The 16,590-nt window shown below is 52.2% G+C and carries 15 protein-coding genes; 11 read left to right on the top strand and 4 right to left on the bottom strand.

Annotated elements, in window-relative coordinates:
* Positions 1-149: 149 nt before the first annotated feature.
* The 4 genes from C2M29_RS01945 to C2M29_RS01930 form a co-directional block, all read right to left on the bottom strand.
* Positions 150-995: a sulfotransferase family protein gene (locus tag C2M29_RS01945; RefSeq protein ID WP_105188134.1), complete on the bottom strand. Its 846-nt coding sequence runs from the start codon at positions 993-995 to the stop codon at positions 150-152.
* A gap of 77 nt (positions 996-1,072) precedes the next feature.
* Positions 1,073-1,666: a phage tail protein gene (locus C2M29_RS01940; RefSeq protein ID WP_105188133.1), complete on the bottom strand. Its 594-nt coding sequence runs from the start codon at positions 1,664-1,666 to the stop codon at positions 1,073-1,075.
* A gap of 11 nt (positions 1,667-1,677) precedes the next feature.
* Entirely contained in the window at positions 1,678-2,646 is a 969-nt protein-coding gene (locus C2M29_RS01935; protein WP_105188132.1) for a methionyl-tRNA formyltransferase, read from the bottom strand.
* Between the two features lie 3 nt (positions 2,647-2,649).
* Positions 2,650-3,906 carry a hypothetical protein gene (locus C2M29_RS01930; protein ID WP_105188131.1) on the bottom strand — a complete coding sequence of 419 codons (1,257 nt, stop codon included), beginning with the start codon at positions 3,904-3,906 and terminating at the stop codon, positions 2,650-2,652.
* 334 nt (positions 3,907-4,240) lie between these two features.
* Between C2M29_RS01930 and cobO the strand changes: the two genes are divergently transcribed.
* The 11 genes from cobO to ribH all read left to right on the top strand — a co-directional run bounded on the left by cobO (position 4,241) and on the right by ribH (position 16,582).
* Complete coding sequence (gene cobO / locus C2M29_RS01925; protein ID WP_105188130.1) at positions 4,241-4,837, top strand: cob(I)yrinic acid a,c-diamide adenosyltransferase; 597 nt, start codon at positions 4,241-4,243, stop codon at positions 4,835-4,837.
* Positions 4,837-5,709, top strand: a complete 873-nt coding sequence (locus tag C2M29_RS01920) for a cobalamin-binding protein (RefSeq protein ID WP_105188129.1) — start codon at positions 4,837-4,839, stop codon at positions 5,707-5,709. Before cobO ends, C2M29_RS01920 begins: the two co-directional genes overlap by 1 nt.
* Before the next feature lie 167 nt (positions 5,710-5,876).
* On the top strand, positions 5,877-6,584 hold the full coding sequence (locus C2M29_RS01915) for a hypothetical protein (protein WP_158684627.1): 708 nt from the start codon (positions 5,877-5,879) through the stop codon (positions 6,582-6,584).
* Positions 6,585-7,994, top strand: coding sequence for a Y-family DNA polymerase (locus C2M29_RS01910; protein WP_105188127.1), 1,410 nt, complete (start codon positions 6,585-6,587; stop codon positions 7,992-7,994).
* On the top strand, positions 7,994-11,095 hold the full coding sequence (locus tag C2M29_RS01905; protein ID WP_105188126.1) for an error-prone DNA polymerase: 3,102 nt from the start codon (positions 7,994-7,996) through the stop codon (positions 11,093-11,095). Before C2M29_RS01910 ends, C2M29_RS01905 begins: the two co-directional genes overlap by 1 nt.
* Positions 11,096-11,289: 194 nt before the next feature.
* The gene (gene glyA, locus C2M29_RS01900; RefSeq protein WP_105188125.1) at positions 11,290-12,546 is read left to right on the top strand and encodes a serine hydroxymethyltransferase; all 1,257 of its coding nucleotides are present in this window, start codon (positions 11,290-11,292) and stop codon (positions 12,544-12,546) included.
* 91 nt (positions 12,547-12,637) lie between these two features.
* Complete coding sequence (gene nrdR, locus C2M29_RS01895; protein WP_105188124.1) at positions 12,638-13,087, top strand: transcriptional regulator NrdR; 450 nt, start codon at positions 12,638-12,640, stop codon at positions 13,085-13,087.
* A 1-nt stretch (position 13,088) separates the two neighbouring features.
* Positions 13,089-14,234, top strand: a complete 1,146-nt coding sequence (gene ribD / locus C2M29_RS01890) for a bifunctional diaminohydroxyphosphoribosylaminopyrimidine deaminase/5-amino-6-(5-phosphoribosylamino)uracil reductase RibD (RefSeq protein WP_105188123.1) — start codon at positions 13,089-13,091, stop codon at positions 14,232-14,234.
* Positions 14,235-14,236: 2 nt separating this feature from the next.
* Positions 14,237-14,893: a riboflavin synthase gene (locus tag C2M29_RS01885; protein ID WP_105188122.1), complete on the top strand. Its 657-nt coding sequence runs from the start codon at positions 14,237-14,239 to the stop codon at positions 14,891-14,893.
* A gap of 17 nt (positions 14,894-14,910) precedes the next feature.
* Entirely contained in the window at positions 14,911-16,017 is a 1,107-nt protein-coding gene (gene ribBA / locus C2M29_RS01880; RefSeq protein ID WP_105188121.1) for a bifunctional 3,4-dihydroxy-2-butanone-4-phosphate synthase/GTP cyclohydrolase II, read from the top strand.
* Between the two features lie 100 nt (positions 16,018-16,117).
* Positions 16,118-16,582 (top strand): 6,7-dimethyl-8-ribityllumazine synthase, encoded by a 465-nt coding sequence (gene ribH, locus C2M29_RS01875; RefSeq protein ID WP_105188120.1) that lies wholly within the window; start codon positions 16,118-16,120, stop codon positions 16,580-16,582.
* The last annotated feature ends 8 nt before the right edge of the window (positions 16,583-16,590 follow it).

The following is a 16,590-nucleotide window of genomic DNA, read 5'->3' as shown; positions in this document are numbered from 1 at the left end:
CGACTGGCCGGTCATGATCACTGCGACGTTCAGGCAACATAGTTGGATTGCGCTGTTGTTGCGTACGTATATAGCCGCCATAGGCACCGGCCAAGGCGGGGAGTGCGCTCAGGCCCAAGGGCATCAACAAGGCTGCGGCCTTATTGGGTTTAAAATGAAGCATATTCTTCTCCTTGAGACCCGGTGGCACAGATAAGACTGGCTTGTGTGCCCGACGTGTCTTGCCAAAATGCCATCTCGCTGTATTTGTTGAATAATTCGGGCGGTAAAATACTGCGTCGGGGGGTGAATGTGACTTCTTTTTTGACCGTATGTAGCCCCTTTACGCCAATATTGCTGTCGAACTCACCTTCTTCGTATTCCACGTGATTAAAGTCGTGATCAAAGCCAGGCAAGTCTAAGAATTGATAAAGCAGCTCCATGGTACGCGCCGGATGCTGGGTGAGTAAGTCGTAATCCACTAGTAACAGGCGCTGCGAATACTCGCCATAGTAGGCTTCTTTCAAGGCCGTCCAGGCACTGCCGAATACCCCCTGATGATGCGCCATGGACTCACAGCGGGTATACACGGTTTGCCGGCTTTGCGGTGAATACATGCGGCTATAGTCAAAGGGGTTTTTGCGATAGATACACTCAAAGCTGTCCATCACCCAGGCGGGATTACGGACGCAGCAGATCACCTTAAAATCGTCAAACAGCTCCACCAGCTGATGCATGCGTGCCGTCCAGATGCGATTGGTATCAAAGATCACCTGCTTATCGGCTTGTTCGCTGTAGTAGCTATTAACCAGGCTTTGGCATAGGGCGCGGCGTTTTTGCTCGCTGAAAAAGGGGGCGAATTCACTCCCTGCACCTATTTGCTCCAAACACCCGGCCATAAGCGGGGCCACCGGACTACTCATGGCGGCGTGATAGGCCGGGTTTTGTCTTAATAACCCGGCCAGGAGTGTGGAGCCGGAGCGAGGCAAGCCTGAGATAAAGTGATACTGCGTCATTAGTCTTCCTACCGTTATAAACGCAAAAGGGTGGCGTCCCCTGACGCCACCGTGTTACTTCCTGTTTACAAAACAGTCTAGCTCCTGGATGGGTAAATGCCCTGTAGGGCAATGGAATAATTCACCCCCAGGCTAGGCTGGCTGATATTAAAGGCCTGGCTGTTGCCCGGGCTCTGTACCGGGGCAGTGCCGCTAAGGGCAACCCCCCCAAGGGCTACCTCGGTGGCGCTGTTTCTGGGAGCATAGATTTTCTCAGGAGTGTCACTGCGGCTATCTCCGGCCACGGTTGTTGCAAGCACATAACCGGCCTGTGGGGTTTCCGTTGTGCCGCCATCCGTGGTGGCGCTCAGGGTGCCCGTTACACCACTCAGATTGGCTTCAGCTGTGTAAGCGGGAAGCTCGCTCACCGTTAATATGTGGCTTTCTGAACCGCGTTTTTGACCTATTTGCCATGGCGTGAGCCCCGGACCAGCACCCTGGTTGACCGCGGTTCTACCGCGCAAGTCGGGCAGGGCGAAGGTAGAGCGGCCGTCGCCGCCAAAATTGGTTCCTAGTAAAGAAAAGAGGGCCGTGTACTCGGTGATAGGCAGCAGTTGCCCATCACAGGTGGCCCAGTCTCTTGGCGCGAAGTTAAAGCCAAAGGGCTGAATTTGAGCGATAAAGGGGTCCATGGTGGTTATCCTTATACTTGCTGTTGTAATGGGTGCGGTGAGCGTTGCAATTGCTCACCGGCATCGAGGTAAATTAATTGTGCTAAACGCTCGGCGCTCATAACGCCTAATTCACAGGCGACAATATCAAGGCGAATACAGCCGTCCTGAGTATTCACAACCAGTCCTTGTGTCGATGAAATCATCACTATGGTGCCCGCAGCGGTACCATAGCCGGGGTAATCGGCCAGGCTTGCCTGAATAAGTTCCACAGCCATGCCTTTGACGTTAAGCAGCACCCGGCCATAGTGGCCATTGTGGGCCCGTGTTAGTGCCTCAATTTGCGTGGCGTTGAGGGCGCTAAAGTCCAGGTTGATAAGTTCTGGCACGGCGCTGGTGGAGGTGGCTGCTTTTACCTTGGCAGGCAGTGTGACCGTGTTGGTGGTAACGAGGTGAAAAAGCTGCTCAAGGCTGTTGAGTGCCAGATAAGCGAAGCGCTGTACCAGGCTGGCATAAGTGTCTTGATGACCCAGGGACAACGGCAGCTGAAGCAGAATTTCGCCGCTATCGAACTGCTCGGTCATGGCATGCCAGGTCAACGCACTGTGTGTTTCTTGGTTGCGCAGCTGCCAATAGATGGGATCGCGCCCACCATAGGCGGGCAGTGGGGCCGCATGGCAGTTATAGATCCCCAACCGGTAGTGATTGAGTACCTGTTGCGGCAATAAATGACTAAAGCCCAGGCACAGCGCAAGATCGGCGTTGAAGTGCGGTAAGTGGCTGGGAATTAGGTGGAGTTTCTGCTTGCAAACCACCTCAAAGGGAATGCCATTGGCTTGCAGGGTAGTCAAGAGTTGCCGCAGAGGTTCTTGTCTACTGCCCATGGTTTGTGGATCCGGAGTGATCACCCCAACTAACTGCTCAGTGGCAAAAAGAGCCTGAATACAGGGCCAGGCAAACAGGCTGCTGGCATACACTAAAGTCTTGGGTTGTTCCTTCATTGCCTATTCCTTAATGACCAAAAAGCCGGGAAGGCCGCTTAAACTGTAGTAAAACTTCAGCGTGTCGCCAGAATTTGCCAAGGTATCATCTGCTTGCGGATCATTGGGGACAAAATTGATACAGACACTAAGGTCCGGTAATGGATGGGTGATCCCGGAGTCATAAAGACCGAGTCGCTCATCGGCGAACAAGCTGATCTGTGTGTATAAACTCAGGGTTTGTTTATTGGCATGCTCGGCGAGTTGAGGAATCGTCAGTGTAGCTGCGCCGATCAGCGCCTGTTGTTCAATTTGGCTCGGTGCTATGGCTCTGAGGCTTTGCGCTGTGATTGACATGACTACGCCGAGCTCGGTGCGTTGTTTGGTTATGGCCGCCAGTTTTTCACTCAGCCGTTGGTCACCGAGACCTTCATTGCGCCACTGCTCCACATATTCTAGTTGCGCTACATTGAGCATGGCGTGGACATCAACCTGCTGTGGAATGAGGTAACCATTGTTACTTAACTGCTGAGCAAAATGATGGGCAATGGCGAAGTGACCTTCTCGACTAAAACCATGCTGCATGGCCTCAACAATGACTAAATCAAAGAGCATAGGGGCGTTATAACTACAGGCATCGCCACAGTACATTTGCTGTATATACTCTTGCAGTCCTAATTCGGTGATCAGGCGATGCAGCGAGTTGATGGCCCCGGGTTGAATATCGATCAGGGTGATGCGCAATCGCTCGCCGCTTAAGCCTTGCTGCTGATAGTGACTCAGCAGCGGCAACAATAAAGGAGCAAAGGGACCGCAGGCGGGGTAGGCGATAAAGATTTTTTCCTGGCCGCCGCCAATCAGGGCGGTGATGGCCTTGTCTATGGCGCGCATATAGGCGCTCACCCGCAAGCCATCTTTCATGGTATGAATACAGTAGTCCGGCGCCATCACCAAGCCGTGTTTACTAATAAACTGTTGGCTGCGCTCGGCATAAGCAATGTCGGCCCGCTGATAAACGGCGTTATAGGCCGTAAAAAGCGAATTAAAAAGCGGTGTAACCAGCTCGCGGCTGGGTTTATGTGCTTGTAAAATGGTGGTGGCGGTGCCGGCGTTGAGAGTCTGTAGTTCTTTTTTTGTGAGCGTTGGTGAGACTTGGGTACTGAGCTGTTGCTTAAGTAAACTGCGTTGTTGCTGATGGGCAAACAGGCCGGCAATGCTGCCATCAGAAAGGGGAGCGTGGTTGCTATTGGGTGTTGATTGTTGATCTTTATACGCGTGCATGACAAGGTTCCGTTTATTGCCCTTTAGTCAAGCCTAGTCGTGAGTGGCGGGATTACCACTATTTGTAATCAGATGAAATATTTCACCTAATAATAAAGACTTAGCTTCTTTGCTTTGATTCTCGGCGTCTCCGCTCTTAAGGCGGGGTAGAATCTGGGCTCCTTGGTCATTGCGATATTTTCATTATTTCCGGAAATAAAAATGACAGATGTGCATCGAGCTATGGCTGTCTCGGTGTTGAGCAGGCAAGTAGTAAACAATCAGGCGAACGCCTAAAAGGTGTGAAAGTTGTACCTTGATATCATTAACATAATTTAGATCATGGAGTTGTGGCATGACGGATAAAAATGCGCAGCATCAAAAGCGCCAACAAAAAGTAAAGGCCGAAGTGGATAAGCGCATTGAGCAAGCGCAAACGGAGCAGGGCATATTGCAGGTGATCACCGGTAATGGCAAAGGCAAGTCGACCTCGGGCTTTGGTACCGTGGCACGTTGCGTCGGTCATGGGCAAAAGGCGGCGGTGGTGCAGTTTATTAAGGGCCTGTGGGAATGTGGCGAACGCAACTTGCTGGAGCAGGTTGGTGTGCCCTTTGCGGTGATGAAAACCGGCTTTACCTGGGAGACGCAAAACCGCGAGGCCGATACCCAGGCGGCGCAGGTGACCTGGCAGCAGGCCAAGCAATTTCTCGGCGACGAGAGCATAGATTTGGTCTTGCTTGATGAGCTCACCTATATGCTGAGCTATGACTATATCGATTTAGATGAGGTGCTGGACGCGCTAGCAAAAAGACCGAAAATGCAGTCGGTGATCGTTACCGGACGCGGTGCACATCGCCGTTTAGTGGAGCTTGCTGACACCGTCAGTGAAGTACGCAATGTTAAACATGCCTTTGATGCCGGGATAAAAGCGCGCGCGGGGTTTGATTATTAATGCCCATCTCTCGCTGGTTATTGACCTCTACAGCGCTCTTTTTTGCTAGTGCTGCTGCAAGTGCTGCTGCAAGTGCGGTTGCAATTGCGACTGTCAACGAAGAGCTTCACGCGCCGCAGCAGCGCATCGTCGCCCTCTCTCCCCATATAGTCGAAAACCTTTATGCCATAGGGGCCGGCGAGCACCTAGTAGCGAGTGTCGATCATGCCGATTACCCCGCGCAGGCCAAGGCCTTACCCCGTGTTGGTGGCTATTATGGGGTGCAAATAGAGAAAATTTTGGCCTTAAACCCCACCCTGGTGGTGGTATGGCAAGGCGGCAATAAGGCCGCCGATGTGGAAACATTGACGCGCTTGGGCGTGCCCTTGTATATCAGTAACATTCAAGGGGTGGAAGATATCGCCACCGAGTTGCGACAACTAGGAAGGCTAACCGGCAATGTGGCGCAGAGCGAGCGGGTGGCCGCGCAATTTGAACAGCGTTATGAGCGCTTGCAACAAGATTATCGGCGCACCGAAAGCCCAAGACCCAAGGTGTTTTATCAGCTGTGGTCGGCGCCCATGATGACGGTTAATAACAATACCCTGATTGGTAAGGCGATTACCCTGTGTGGAGGCGAGAATGCCTTTGCCGATAACAGCACCGACTACCCGCAGATCAGCGTCGAAAATGTTGCCCTGGCAAAGCCTGATATTATCATCTTGAGCAATGAAAAAAGTGCCGCCGAACAAACCCTGCAGTGGCAACAATGGCAGATGATCCCGGCGGTAAAAAATAAGGCGATCCGCGCCATAGACGCCGATTTGCTGCATCGCTACAGCACTCGGGTGCTCGACGGTATTACCAAGCTATGCCTGGCCATTAATTCGTAATAGCGAGTTTTTGCTCCCTCAAGTTATTACAAGCCCAGCCAAATGCGCTGGGCTTTGTCATTTCTGCTGCCGTAGGCTGGCTTGGTGCCCGTATAAAATCGATCCTTTGTGCATCCGCTAAAATCATTTATACTGTTTTTATATACAGTATTTTTTAGGTGGTGTGGATGAACACAACTTTAGCAGCGATGCACCATCAAGGACTGATCTTCAGCGCTAATCAAGAGCGTGGTTGTGTGTCGGAGAAAGATGAGCCCTGCCTGAGCAGTGGCTTTTCGGCTCTGGATCGGCTGCTCGGCGGCGGCTGGCCGCACAGTGGGGTGATCCATCTTAGCAGTGAGCCGGCCATCGGTGAGTTTACCCTGCTACAGGGGGCACTGGTGAAGGCGCGTGAGCAAGGCCTGGTGGTGCTCATTAATCCGCCGGCAGAGCCCTGTATCCAATGGTTGCTTGCCCAAGGTGTTGCTCCTGCTCGCTTACTGATTTTACGCCCGCAAAGCACGGCGCACGCGCTGTGGGCCGCAGAGCAATGTAGCCGCAGCAGCAGTTGCGCCGTGGTCTGGTTGTGGCATCAGGGCTTGTCTTTTACTCAGGCGCGTCGTTTTAGCCTGGCGTGCCAGCGCTCGCAGGCGCTCTTGGTGCTGGTGGATTATCAATGTCAAAGCTCGGCCTTACCGGTGCAATTAAGCATGCGTTTACAACAGCAGCAACAAGGGTTGCAGATTACCTTATTGCGTCAGCAGGGTCGTTTTGCCCGTGGCGAGGTGACCCTGAGCAAGGTGCAACTCTGGCCCTTCCTACGCTACAGCCACAGGCACCAGGAGCCATCTTTGAGGCCGTTGCAACCGGCTGCCCGACACTACGAGGTGGGGTAAATGTATTTGGCGGTGCATTGTGCACATTTACAATTGCAGCGTCGGCAGTTGCAAGAGCCGGCGGTGTTGGTGGCCAAAGAGCGGGTGGTGCAAATAAATGCCGCGGCGCAGCGTCTGGGTGTGCGCCTGGGCATGGGGCTGGCCAGTGCCGCAGCGCTGTGCGCCACCTTGCAAGTGTATCCCTATGAGCCTGAGCTGGAACGGCAATTATTGCAGGAGCTCGCGGCGCACTGCTATCAAGTCTGTGGCGATATTATATTTGCCGGCAGTGATTGCCTGATCTTTGTGGCCACCAGTATGCGGGCGCTCTACCCTAACAGTGAACAGCTTTTTCGCGCCATAGAGCCGGTCATTCGTGCCTTTGTACCGCACTTTTATTATGCCTCGGGTGCGAGCATGGAGGCGGCCGAGGTGTTGGCGCGCGAAAAGTTGAACTTGCTCAGTGATGATGCAAGCGTTTGCCAGCAGCATCTGGCTCGGGTTGGGATATCGAGTCTCTTGCTTGGGGCCGAGCATAAACAGCAATTGGCGCGCCTAGGCATTGAGCGGGTAGAGCAGCTTCAGGTCTTGCCCATGAATCAGTTGCGTCAGCGCTTTCATTATGAGGTGGTGGATTATTTAACTCGCCTACAGGGGCAACTGCCCCATGCGAGCCTGGCGAAAAAGTCGGGCTATTATCGCTTGTACCAACCGACACAGAGCTTTAGCGAGAGTCAGGAGCTGAATTTTGAAATCGATGACTGTGCGCGGTTATTGCTGCCGTTAACTCAGTTATGCGAGCGCCTGTGTCGCTATTTGCGTCAGCATCAATTGCATACTCAACGCCTCACTTTTAGCTTGTTTTTTCGTGAGCAACCAACACAGCAATTATTGTTAGACAGTGTTGAGCCTCAAGGGCAATTGGCTCCCTGGCTGGCATTGCTGGACATTAAGTTGGCGGCCTTACACTTAGCAGCGCCGGTCATCGCCACCCGTTTACAGTGCGAGGAATTTGTCAGCGCCGACGGCCACAGCGAAAACCTTTTTGCCAAACGCCAGCAAGGGCTGGCTAAACAGCAATTGCTGAATATGCTCAATGCCCGTTTAGGGCAGCAGCACTGCTATCGTCTGCAACCGGGACGCGCTCATATTCCCGAATTTACTCAGGTGCAGGAGGACACCTTGCATCCTTATCAAGAAGATATGGCGGCATCGGCGCAGGCCCTATTGCGACCCAATTTTATGATCACGCCCACGCCTTTGCAGGAGCAATTATGTTTATTACGCGGCCCGGAGCGGATCCAAAGTCATTGGTGGCAGCGGGAGCAGTTAGAGCGCGATTATTATATCGCTGAAAACAGTCGCGGCCAGTTGTGCTGGGTGTTTAGGGATAAACACAAGGACTGGTTTATACAGGGGTACTTTGCCTGATGGCTGGCTCGTATAGTGAACTATTTTGTCAAAGCAACTTTAGCTTTTTAACCGGTGCCTCACACCCGGAAGAGCTGGTAGGCAGGGCGGCAGAGCTGGGTTACAGTGCCCTGGCCTTATGCGATGAGTGCTCGGTCGCGGGGGTGGTCAGGGCGCACAGTCACATCAAAGCGCATCAATTGCCCATTAAGCTGATTGTTGGCAGTTACCTTTGTTATGAGCAATTAGAGCTCGTGGTGCTGTGCCCCAGCAAGTCGGCGTACAGCCAGCTCTGTCGGGTGATCACCAATGCCCGCAGGCGCTGTGAAAAAGGTCGCTACCAACTCAGTGAGTGGGATTTAAAAACCCTGAAGGGCTGCATCCTGATCTGGCTCGTACATGGGCGCAGCGAAGCAGCGAAAACGGCGGATAAAGAGTGGGGGCCCTGGTTGCAACGTCATTACGGCGATCAGCTTTACTTAGGCGTGCGCCGCGAACTGAACGGCTTTGAACCTGAGCAATTGGCTTATGTACGCACCCTGAGCCAGCAATGGCAGATCAAGGAAGTGGCGCTTGGTGCCGTGCTAATGCACACGCCGGAGCGCCTGCCTTTACAGCATGTGCTCAGTGCCATTAAGCAAGGGCAAACCGTGTCTTCGCTAGGACAGAGCCTGTTAGCCAATGCCGAGCGGGCTTTGCGCCCGCAGGACAAATTAGCAAAACTCTTTAGTCCGGCTCAGTTGGCAACCAGTGAACACATTGCGCAAAGCTGCACCTTTAGCCTGGATGAACTCAGTTATCAGTATCCCTATGAATTAGTGCCCTCAGGCATCAGTGCCAGTGAACACCTCAAATCTTTGGTTGAGCAAGGGGCACGGCAACGCTTCAATGGCGCGCCGCCGCCGGCGATTCAAGCCACCATAGACAAAGAGCTCGCCCTTATTGCCGAGCAAGGCTATGAGCCCTTCTTTTTGACTATTCACGATATAGTGCAATTTGCTAAAAGTCGCGACATCTTGTATCAGGGGCGCGGCTCAGCGGCGAATTCTGTGGTGTGCTATTGCCTGGAAATAACCGCCGTCGACCCAAGGCAGATAGATGTTTTGTTCGAGCGCTTTATTTCCAAAGAGCGTAACGAGCCGCCGGATATCGATGTCGATTTTGAACACCAAAGGCGTGAGGAGGTGTTCCAGTACATTTATCAAAAATATGGTCGTCAGCGCGCGGCCCTAGCCGCGACCGTGATCACCTACAGGTTAAAAAGTGCCATGCGCGATGTGGGTAAGGCCCTTGGCTTTAGTGACACTCAGCTCGATTATTATATTAAGCAGCTCAATCGCCGCCATGGTGGCGAGCAATGGCAGGCGCAGCTGATCCAGCTTGGTCTCGACCCAGAGGCGACCATCAATCAACACTTTTTCCGTTTAGTGGATGAAATCAAAGGTTTTCCTCGGCACCTGTCGCAGCATGTGGGTGGCTTTGTGATCTCCGAAGGACCACTGCATGAGCTGGTGCCCGTTGAGAATGCCGCTATGGCCGAACGGACCGTGATCCAGTGGGATAAAAACGATTTAGAAAGCCTGAAGCTACTTAAGGTGGATGTGCTGGCCTTGGGGATGTTGAGTGCCATTCAACGTAGCTTTAAGCTATTAGAAAAACATTATCAGCATACACTGAGCATTGCCGATATTACCCGCCTGGGGGATGACCCTCAGGTGTTTGCAATGCTGCAACAGGCCGACACCGTTGGCGTGTTTCAAATAGAATCGCGGGCGCAAATGAGTATGCTGCCGCGCTTAAAGCCACGCTGTTATTACGACCTGGTGATCCAAATTGCCATCGTCCGTCCCGGGCCGATTCAAGGGGACATGGTGCATCCCTATTTGCGCCGGCGCGATGGTGATGAAGCGGTGGAGTACCCCTCCAAGCAGGTGGAGCAGGTATTAAAGCGTACCCTGGGGGTGCCCATTTTCCAGGAGCAGGTGATCAAGGTGGCCATGGTTGCCGCCGGGTTCAGCGGTGGCGAAGCCGATCAACTGCGCCGCGCCATGGCCAAGTGGAAACGCGACGGCGAGCTCACCCAGTTTAAACAAAAGCTGATCGATGGCATGTTGCAGCGTGGTTATGATTATCAATTTGCCGAGCGCATCTACCAGCAAATTTGCGGCTTTGGCGAGTATGGCTTTCCCGAATCCCATTCCGCCAGTTTTGCGGTATTGGCCTATGTGTCGGCCTATCTTAAATACTACTATCCTGAGGTGTTTTTTTGCGCCTTGGCCAACAGTTTACCCATGGGCTTTTATTCTCTCGACCAACTGGTGCAGGATGCTCGTCGTCACGATATAAACATACTGGCCGTGGATGTAAATCACTCCGTATGGGAGCACCAGGTAATACGTCAGGGCGAGCACTTCGCCGTGCGTTTGGGTTTTTGCTGTATCAAGGGGTTTAGTGCGCAAAGTGCAGCCAAGTTGATTGCGCAGCGCCCCAAGGCGGGCTATCACAGCATTAGCGAACTGTATCATCATGGCTTACAAGAAGGGGAGCTGGAAACGCTCGCCAGCAGCAATGCCCTGGCGGCCATTGCCAAGGACAGGTTTAACAGCCACTGGCACATTATGGATAAGCAGCAGCGTTTACCCCTTTTTGCTGAGCAGGAAGCCGTCGAAGGGGAGGAAACACAGGCTGCCTTGGCGGCGCCCAGTGGCATACAGGATACCCTGGAAGATTACGCCAGCATGGGCGTGAACATGGGAGCGCACCCGTTAACCTATTTACATCAACAAGGGTTGTTTACCAATGCTAAGAAGGCCACCGAATTGAGCCAATGTCGCAATGGCGCCAGTGTCACCATCGCCGGTTTGGTTACCGGGCGCCAGTCGCCGGGCAGTGCCGCGGGGGTGACCTTTTTAACCCTGGAAGACGACACCGGTAATATTAATGTGGTGGTGTGGCTGGCCACCGCCAAAGCGCAGCAGAAGGCGTTTTTAACGGCGCGCCTGCTGGAGGTTAAAGGGGTGGTGGAGCATCATCAGGGGGTAGTCCATGTGATTGCCGGGCGTTTAATCGATCACAGCGATAAATTACCGGCTTTAATTCTAAAGAGTCGCTTTTTTCATTAGTTATAAAAATGGAATTCTTATTTTTTATTTAAAATATTTATGTGTGAGATTAAAAAATATCATTCTTTTAGGGCTGTGAAAAAAATTCAATCCCTGTTTAAATAACCTCACCCTTAGCCAATAGGCAAACGCGCCGTTTACGCGTACAATAGCGGCCTTTCATATCGACAATCACGTTGCACCTAGGAGACAGCATGTTAGAACGTAACATGAACATTGCAGACTTTGACCCAGAATTAGCCAATGCGATGAACGCAGAAGTAGCTCGCCAAGAAGAGCACATCGAGCTAATCGCCTCTGAGAACTACTGTAGCCCACGCGTACTTGAAGCGCAGGGTTCACAACTAACCAACAAATATGCAGAAGGCTACCCTGGTAAGCGTTACTACGGTGGTTGTGAGCATGTTGACGTGGTTGAGCAACTGGCCATTGACCGTGCTAACGAGCTATTCGGCACCGAGTACGCAAACGTACAACCGCACGCCGGTTCGCAAGCAAACGCCGCTGTTTTCCAGGCACTTCTTCAGCCACACGATACGGTACTAGGCATGAGCCTGGCGCACGGTGGTCACCTTACTCACGGTGCACACGTAAACTTCTCAGGTAAGATGTACAATGCAATCCAGTACGGTCTTAACGAAGCAACAGGCGAAATCGATTACGATCAGGTTGAAGCGCTAGCGCTTGAGCACAAGCCGAAAATGATCATCGGTGGTTTCTCTGCTTACTCAGGTATCGTTGACTGGAAACGTTTCCGTGAAATCGCCGACAAAGTAGGTGCGTACCTGTTTGTTGATATGGCTCACGTGGCCGGTCTTATTGCCGCTGGCGTATACCCAAGCCCAGTGCCTTACGCACACGTGGTAACAACCACAACGCACAAGACGCTAGCCGGTCCTCGTGGTGGTCTAATCGTGTCTAACTGTGGCGATGAAGAGATCTACAAAAAGCTAAACAGCGCCGTATTCCCAGGTGGTCAGGGTGGTCCTCTATGTCACGTAATCGCAGCTAAAGCGGTTGCTTTCAAAGAAGCACTGCAGCCTGAATTTAAAGCATACCAGCAGCAAGTTGTTGCTAATGCTCAAGCCATGGTTGAAGTACTACAAGAGCGCGGCTACAAGGTAGTATCGGGTAAAACCGACAACCACCTGTTCCTTCTTGATTTGATCGATAAAGACATCACAGGTAAAGATGCCGATGCCGCTCTTGGCAATGCCAACATCACGGTAAACAAAAACTCGGTACCAAACGATCCACGTTCACCGTTTGTAACTTCGGGTCTACGTATCGGTTCTCCAGCTATCACTCGTCGTGGTTTCAAAGAAGCCGAAGCGAAAGAGCTAGCGGGCTGGATCTGTGACGTACTTGATAACATCGATAACACAGATGTTCAGGCACAAGTGAAAGAAAAAGTGAAAGCCATTTGCGCTAAGTTCCCTGTTTACGCATAACAGTGTGAAATAGCTATTACACAAACATTTGTGTATGATAAAGGCCGCAATTTTTGCGGCCTTTTTGTTATCTACAGGAATCCCATTCACTATGCATTGTCCTTTCTGCAGCGCTAAAGACACCAAGGTTATTGATTCACGCCTGGTCGGTGGTGGCCACCAAGTTCGTCGTCGTCGCGAATGCAATGATTGTCACGAACGTTTTACCACCTTCGAAGGAGCCGAGTTGGTGATGCCGCGCGTGATCAAGCGTGATGGTTCCCGTGAGCCTTTTAATGAAGACAAGCTGCAAAATGGCCTGCACCGCGCGTTAGAGCGTCGACCAGTAAAAACAGAACAAGTCGATGAAGTGGTGCATCAAATCAAGTCACAAATTCGCGCCACCGGTGAACGTGAAGTCAGTTCACAACTGATTGGCGAGTGCATTATGGAAGCGCTGAAAGGTTTAGACAAGGTTGCTTATGTGCGCTTTGCCTCCGTCTATCGCTCATTTGAAGATATCCGTGAATTCGGTGAAGAAATCGCCCGCCTAGGAGACTAAGATGATCTTCAGTGCGGACGATAAGCGCTATATGCGCCGAGCCATTGAGCTTGCTTATCAAGGTCGATTCACCACCACACCCAATCCCAATGTCGGCTGTGTTCTGGTTAAAAATGGCCAAGTAATAGGGGAAGGTTTTCACCAACAGGCGGGTACTCCGCATGCCGAAGTGCATGCCCTGGCGGCGGCGGGTGATAATGCCCAAGGCGCCACCGCCTATGTTACGCTTGAGCCCTGTAGTCACACCGGCCGCACCGGCCCCTGTGCCGGCGCCCTGATCAAGGCCAAGGTGGCAAAAGTCATTTGCGCCATGCAAGACCCTAATCCGCAGGTCAGTGGCCGCGGCATGAAGATGCTCGCCGAGGCGGGTATAGAGGTCGCATCCGGCTTGCTTGGTGAAGAAGCCGAGAAGTTAAACCTGGGCTTTTTAAAACGCATGCGTAGCGGACGTCCCTATGTCACCTGTAAGCTGGCCGCCAGCCTCGATGGTAAAACCGCTCTAGCCAATGGTGAGAGTAAGTGGATCACCGGCCCCGAGGCGCGTAAAGACGTGCACCTATTGCGTGCCCAGCACTGCGCCATCTTAAGCGGTGCCGATACCGTATTGGTGGACGATGCCAAGCTTAATGTGCGCCTGGACGACAGCCAGCGTAGCGAATATGTGTTGCCACAGGTGCGCCAACCGCTGCGGGTGATCTTAGATAGCCGTTATCGGCTGACTCCAGATCTTGCGCTTTTTCAACAGCCAGGCGAGATATTATTAGTGCGCTCAAGCACAGCAGCTGTTAAACCCAAAGAGCTTGATAAACCGCCTGTGTGGCCCAACAATGTAACCGAGTTGGTGTGCGATGGCCTTGAAAATGGCCAGGTCAATCTCGATGCCTTGCTTGCACAGCTGGCGCAGCGCGAAATTAACTCCGTCTGGCTGGAGGCGGGCGCGACCCTGGCTGGTGCCATGGCACAGCAGCAACTCATTGATAGCTACATTGTTTATATTGCGCCAAAATTAATGGGCAGCGATGCCAAAGGGCTGTTAAATATGGGCCCATTTACGGCAATGGCGCAGGTGCCGACCATGCACTTTAGCGATATGACCCCAATTGGTGAGGATATTCGCCTTACCTTAGAACAACTTAGAGTAGAATAGCCATGTTTACAGGCATTATTGAAGCAACGGGCACACTCAGCTCCCTCACCTTGGTTGATGGCGACCTTAGCGTGCGCGTACAAAGTGACAACTTAGACATGAGTGATGTGGCGCTTGGCGATAGCATCGCCACCAATGGCGTCTGCTTAACGGTCACCGAAAAATTCAGCGATGGCTTTAGTGCCGATGTGTCAAAAGAGACCCTGTCACTGACCCGTTTTGCGCATTATCAGCGTGGCCAGCGGGTCAATTTAGAAAAGGCTCTGCAGCCGATTTCGCGCTTGGGCGGACATTTGGTTTCCGGCCATGTGGATGGCATTGCTGAGGTGGTCAAGGTCAGCCCTAATGCCCGCGCCATCGAATATTGGCTGGCGGCGCCAGAAGCGCTGATGAAGTACATTCCCTACAAGGGCTCGGTGTGCATCGACGGCGCCAGTTTGACCGTCAATGAAATCGACGGTAACCAGTTTAAATTAACGATTGTGCCGCACACGCTGGCACAAACAACGATCGCCGAATTTCAGGTTGGCACTAAGGTCAATCTCGAGGTCGATCAAATAGCGCGTTACTTGGAGCGCCTTATTCAAGGAGCGCAAGCTCCGAAAGCAGAATCAACAGTATCCGAAAGCCTGCTCATTCAGGCTGGATTTATCAAATAACACATAATGGGCAAGATATGAGTTTGAATAGCGCAGCGGAGATCATCGAAGACATTAAAAATGGCAAAATGGTCATCTTGATGGACGATGAAGATCGTGAAAACGAAGGTGACCTGATTATTGCCGCCGAGCACATCAGTGCTGATGCGATTAACTTTATGGCGACCTATGGCCGAGGCCTGATTTGTTTGACGCTGACACAGGAGCGTTGCGAGCAATTGGCCCTGCCGCTGATGGTTAAAAACAATGGCGCTCAGTTCTCGACTAACTTCACCATGTCTATCGAGGCAGCCAAGGGTGTGACAACCGGTATTTCCGCCGCCGACCGTGCCCGTACCGTACAGGCCGCCGTGGCCAAAGGCGCGGTTGCTGAAGACATAGTTCAGCCAGGTCATATTTTCCCGATTATGGCGCAGCCGGGTGGCGTATTAACGCGAGCCGGTCACACCGAAGCAGGCTGTGATCTAGCTCGTCTTGCGGGTCTTGAGCCTTCGTCCGTGATTGTGGAAATCCTTAATCCGGATGGCACCATGGCTCGTCGCCCGGAACTGGAAGTGTTCGCCAAAGAGCACGGCATTAAGATGGGCACCATTGCCGATCTGATTGAATACCGTAACCTTAATGAAACCACCATAGAAAAGGTGGCGCAGTGTAAGCTGCCAACGGAATATGGCGAGTTCGAGCTGGTGACTTACAAGGACACCATCGACGGCCAGTTGCACTACGCCATGGTCAAGGGCGAAATTACCGACCCAACTCTGGTGCGTGTACATCTACAAAGCACCTTTAATGATATTCTGCTTTCCGATCGCGGTGCTGATCGCAGCTGGACGCTTTCCAAGGCCATGAAGTATATCGCCGAGCAGGGCGGGGTCTTGGTGATCTTAGGCAAACAAGAGTGCAGCGAAGACATCGAAGCCATGGTGAAGGCATTTGCTATGGAAGATGAGGGTAAGCAGGCGAATCATCGTAAGATTCAAGGCACATCGCGTACCGTAGGTATTGGCTCACAAATCTTAGCGGATTTGGGCATTACCAAGATGCGCTTGATGAGTATGCCGAAGAAGTATCACGCGTTGTCGGGTTTCCACCTTGAAGTGGTTGATTACGTACAGCCAGAATAAGCAGCTATTTTTTTTCAGTTATGGTATGATGCGCGGCAATTTTGCGATACCCCTAGTTCGCCCCGCATCACGCGTTGGCAATATCAATTAAGGTTTATAGATGAAAATTATTGAAGGTAACAAGTTTGCACCGGGCAAAAAATTTGCCATCGTGATTTCACGTTTTAATGACTTCATTGGCAGCAGCCTACTTGATGGCGCGGTGGATGAGTTAAAGCGCACTGGCAACGTCAGTGACGACGACATCACCGTGGTTTATGTACCGGGCGCCGTTGAGTTACCGCTTGTGGCTAAGCGCCTTGCCGCTAAAGGCGAGCACGATGCCATTATCGCCCTTGGCGTAATTATTCGTGGTGGCACACCACATTTCGACCTGGTTGCCGGTGAGTCGAACAAGGGTCTGGCGCAAGTATCGCTAGAATACGATGTACCGGTTGCTTTTGGGGTATTAACCACTGAAAGCATCGAGCAGGCCATTGAGCGTGCCGGTACAAAAATGGGCAACAAGGGTGGCGAAGCTGCACTAAGTGCCCTAGAAATGGTTAATGTTTTAGACAAAATTTAAGGGTTCAC

The sequence above is a fragment of the Pseudoalteromonas sp. T1lg48 genome (assembly GCF_002964785.1).
Lineage (GTDB): Bacteria > Pseudomonadota > Gammaproteobacteria > Enterobacterales > Alteromonadaceae > Pseudoalteromonas.
The sequence above is the reverse complement of the archived record's forward strand: the minus strand, read 5'-3'. Positions and strand labels throughout refer to the sequence as shown.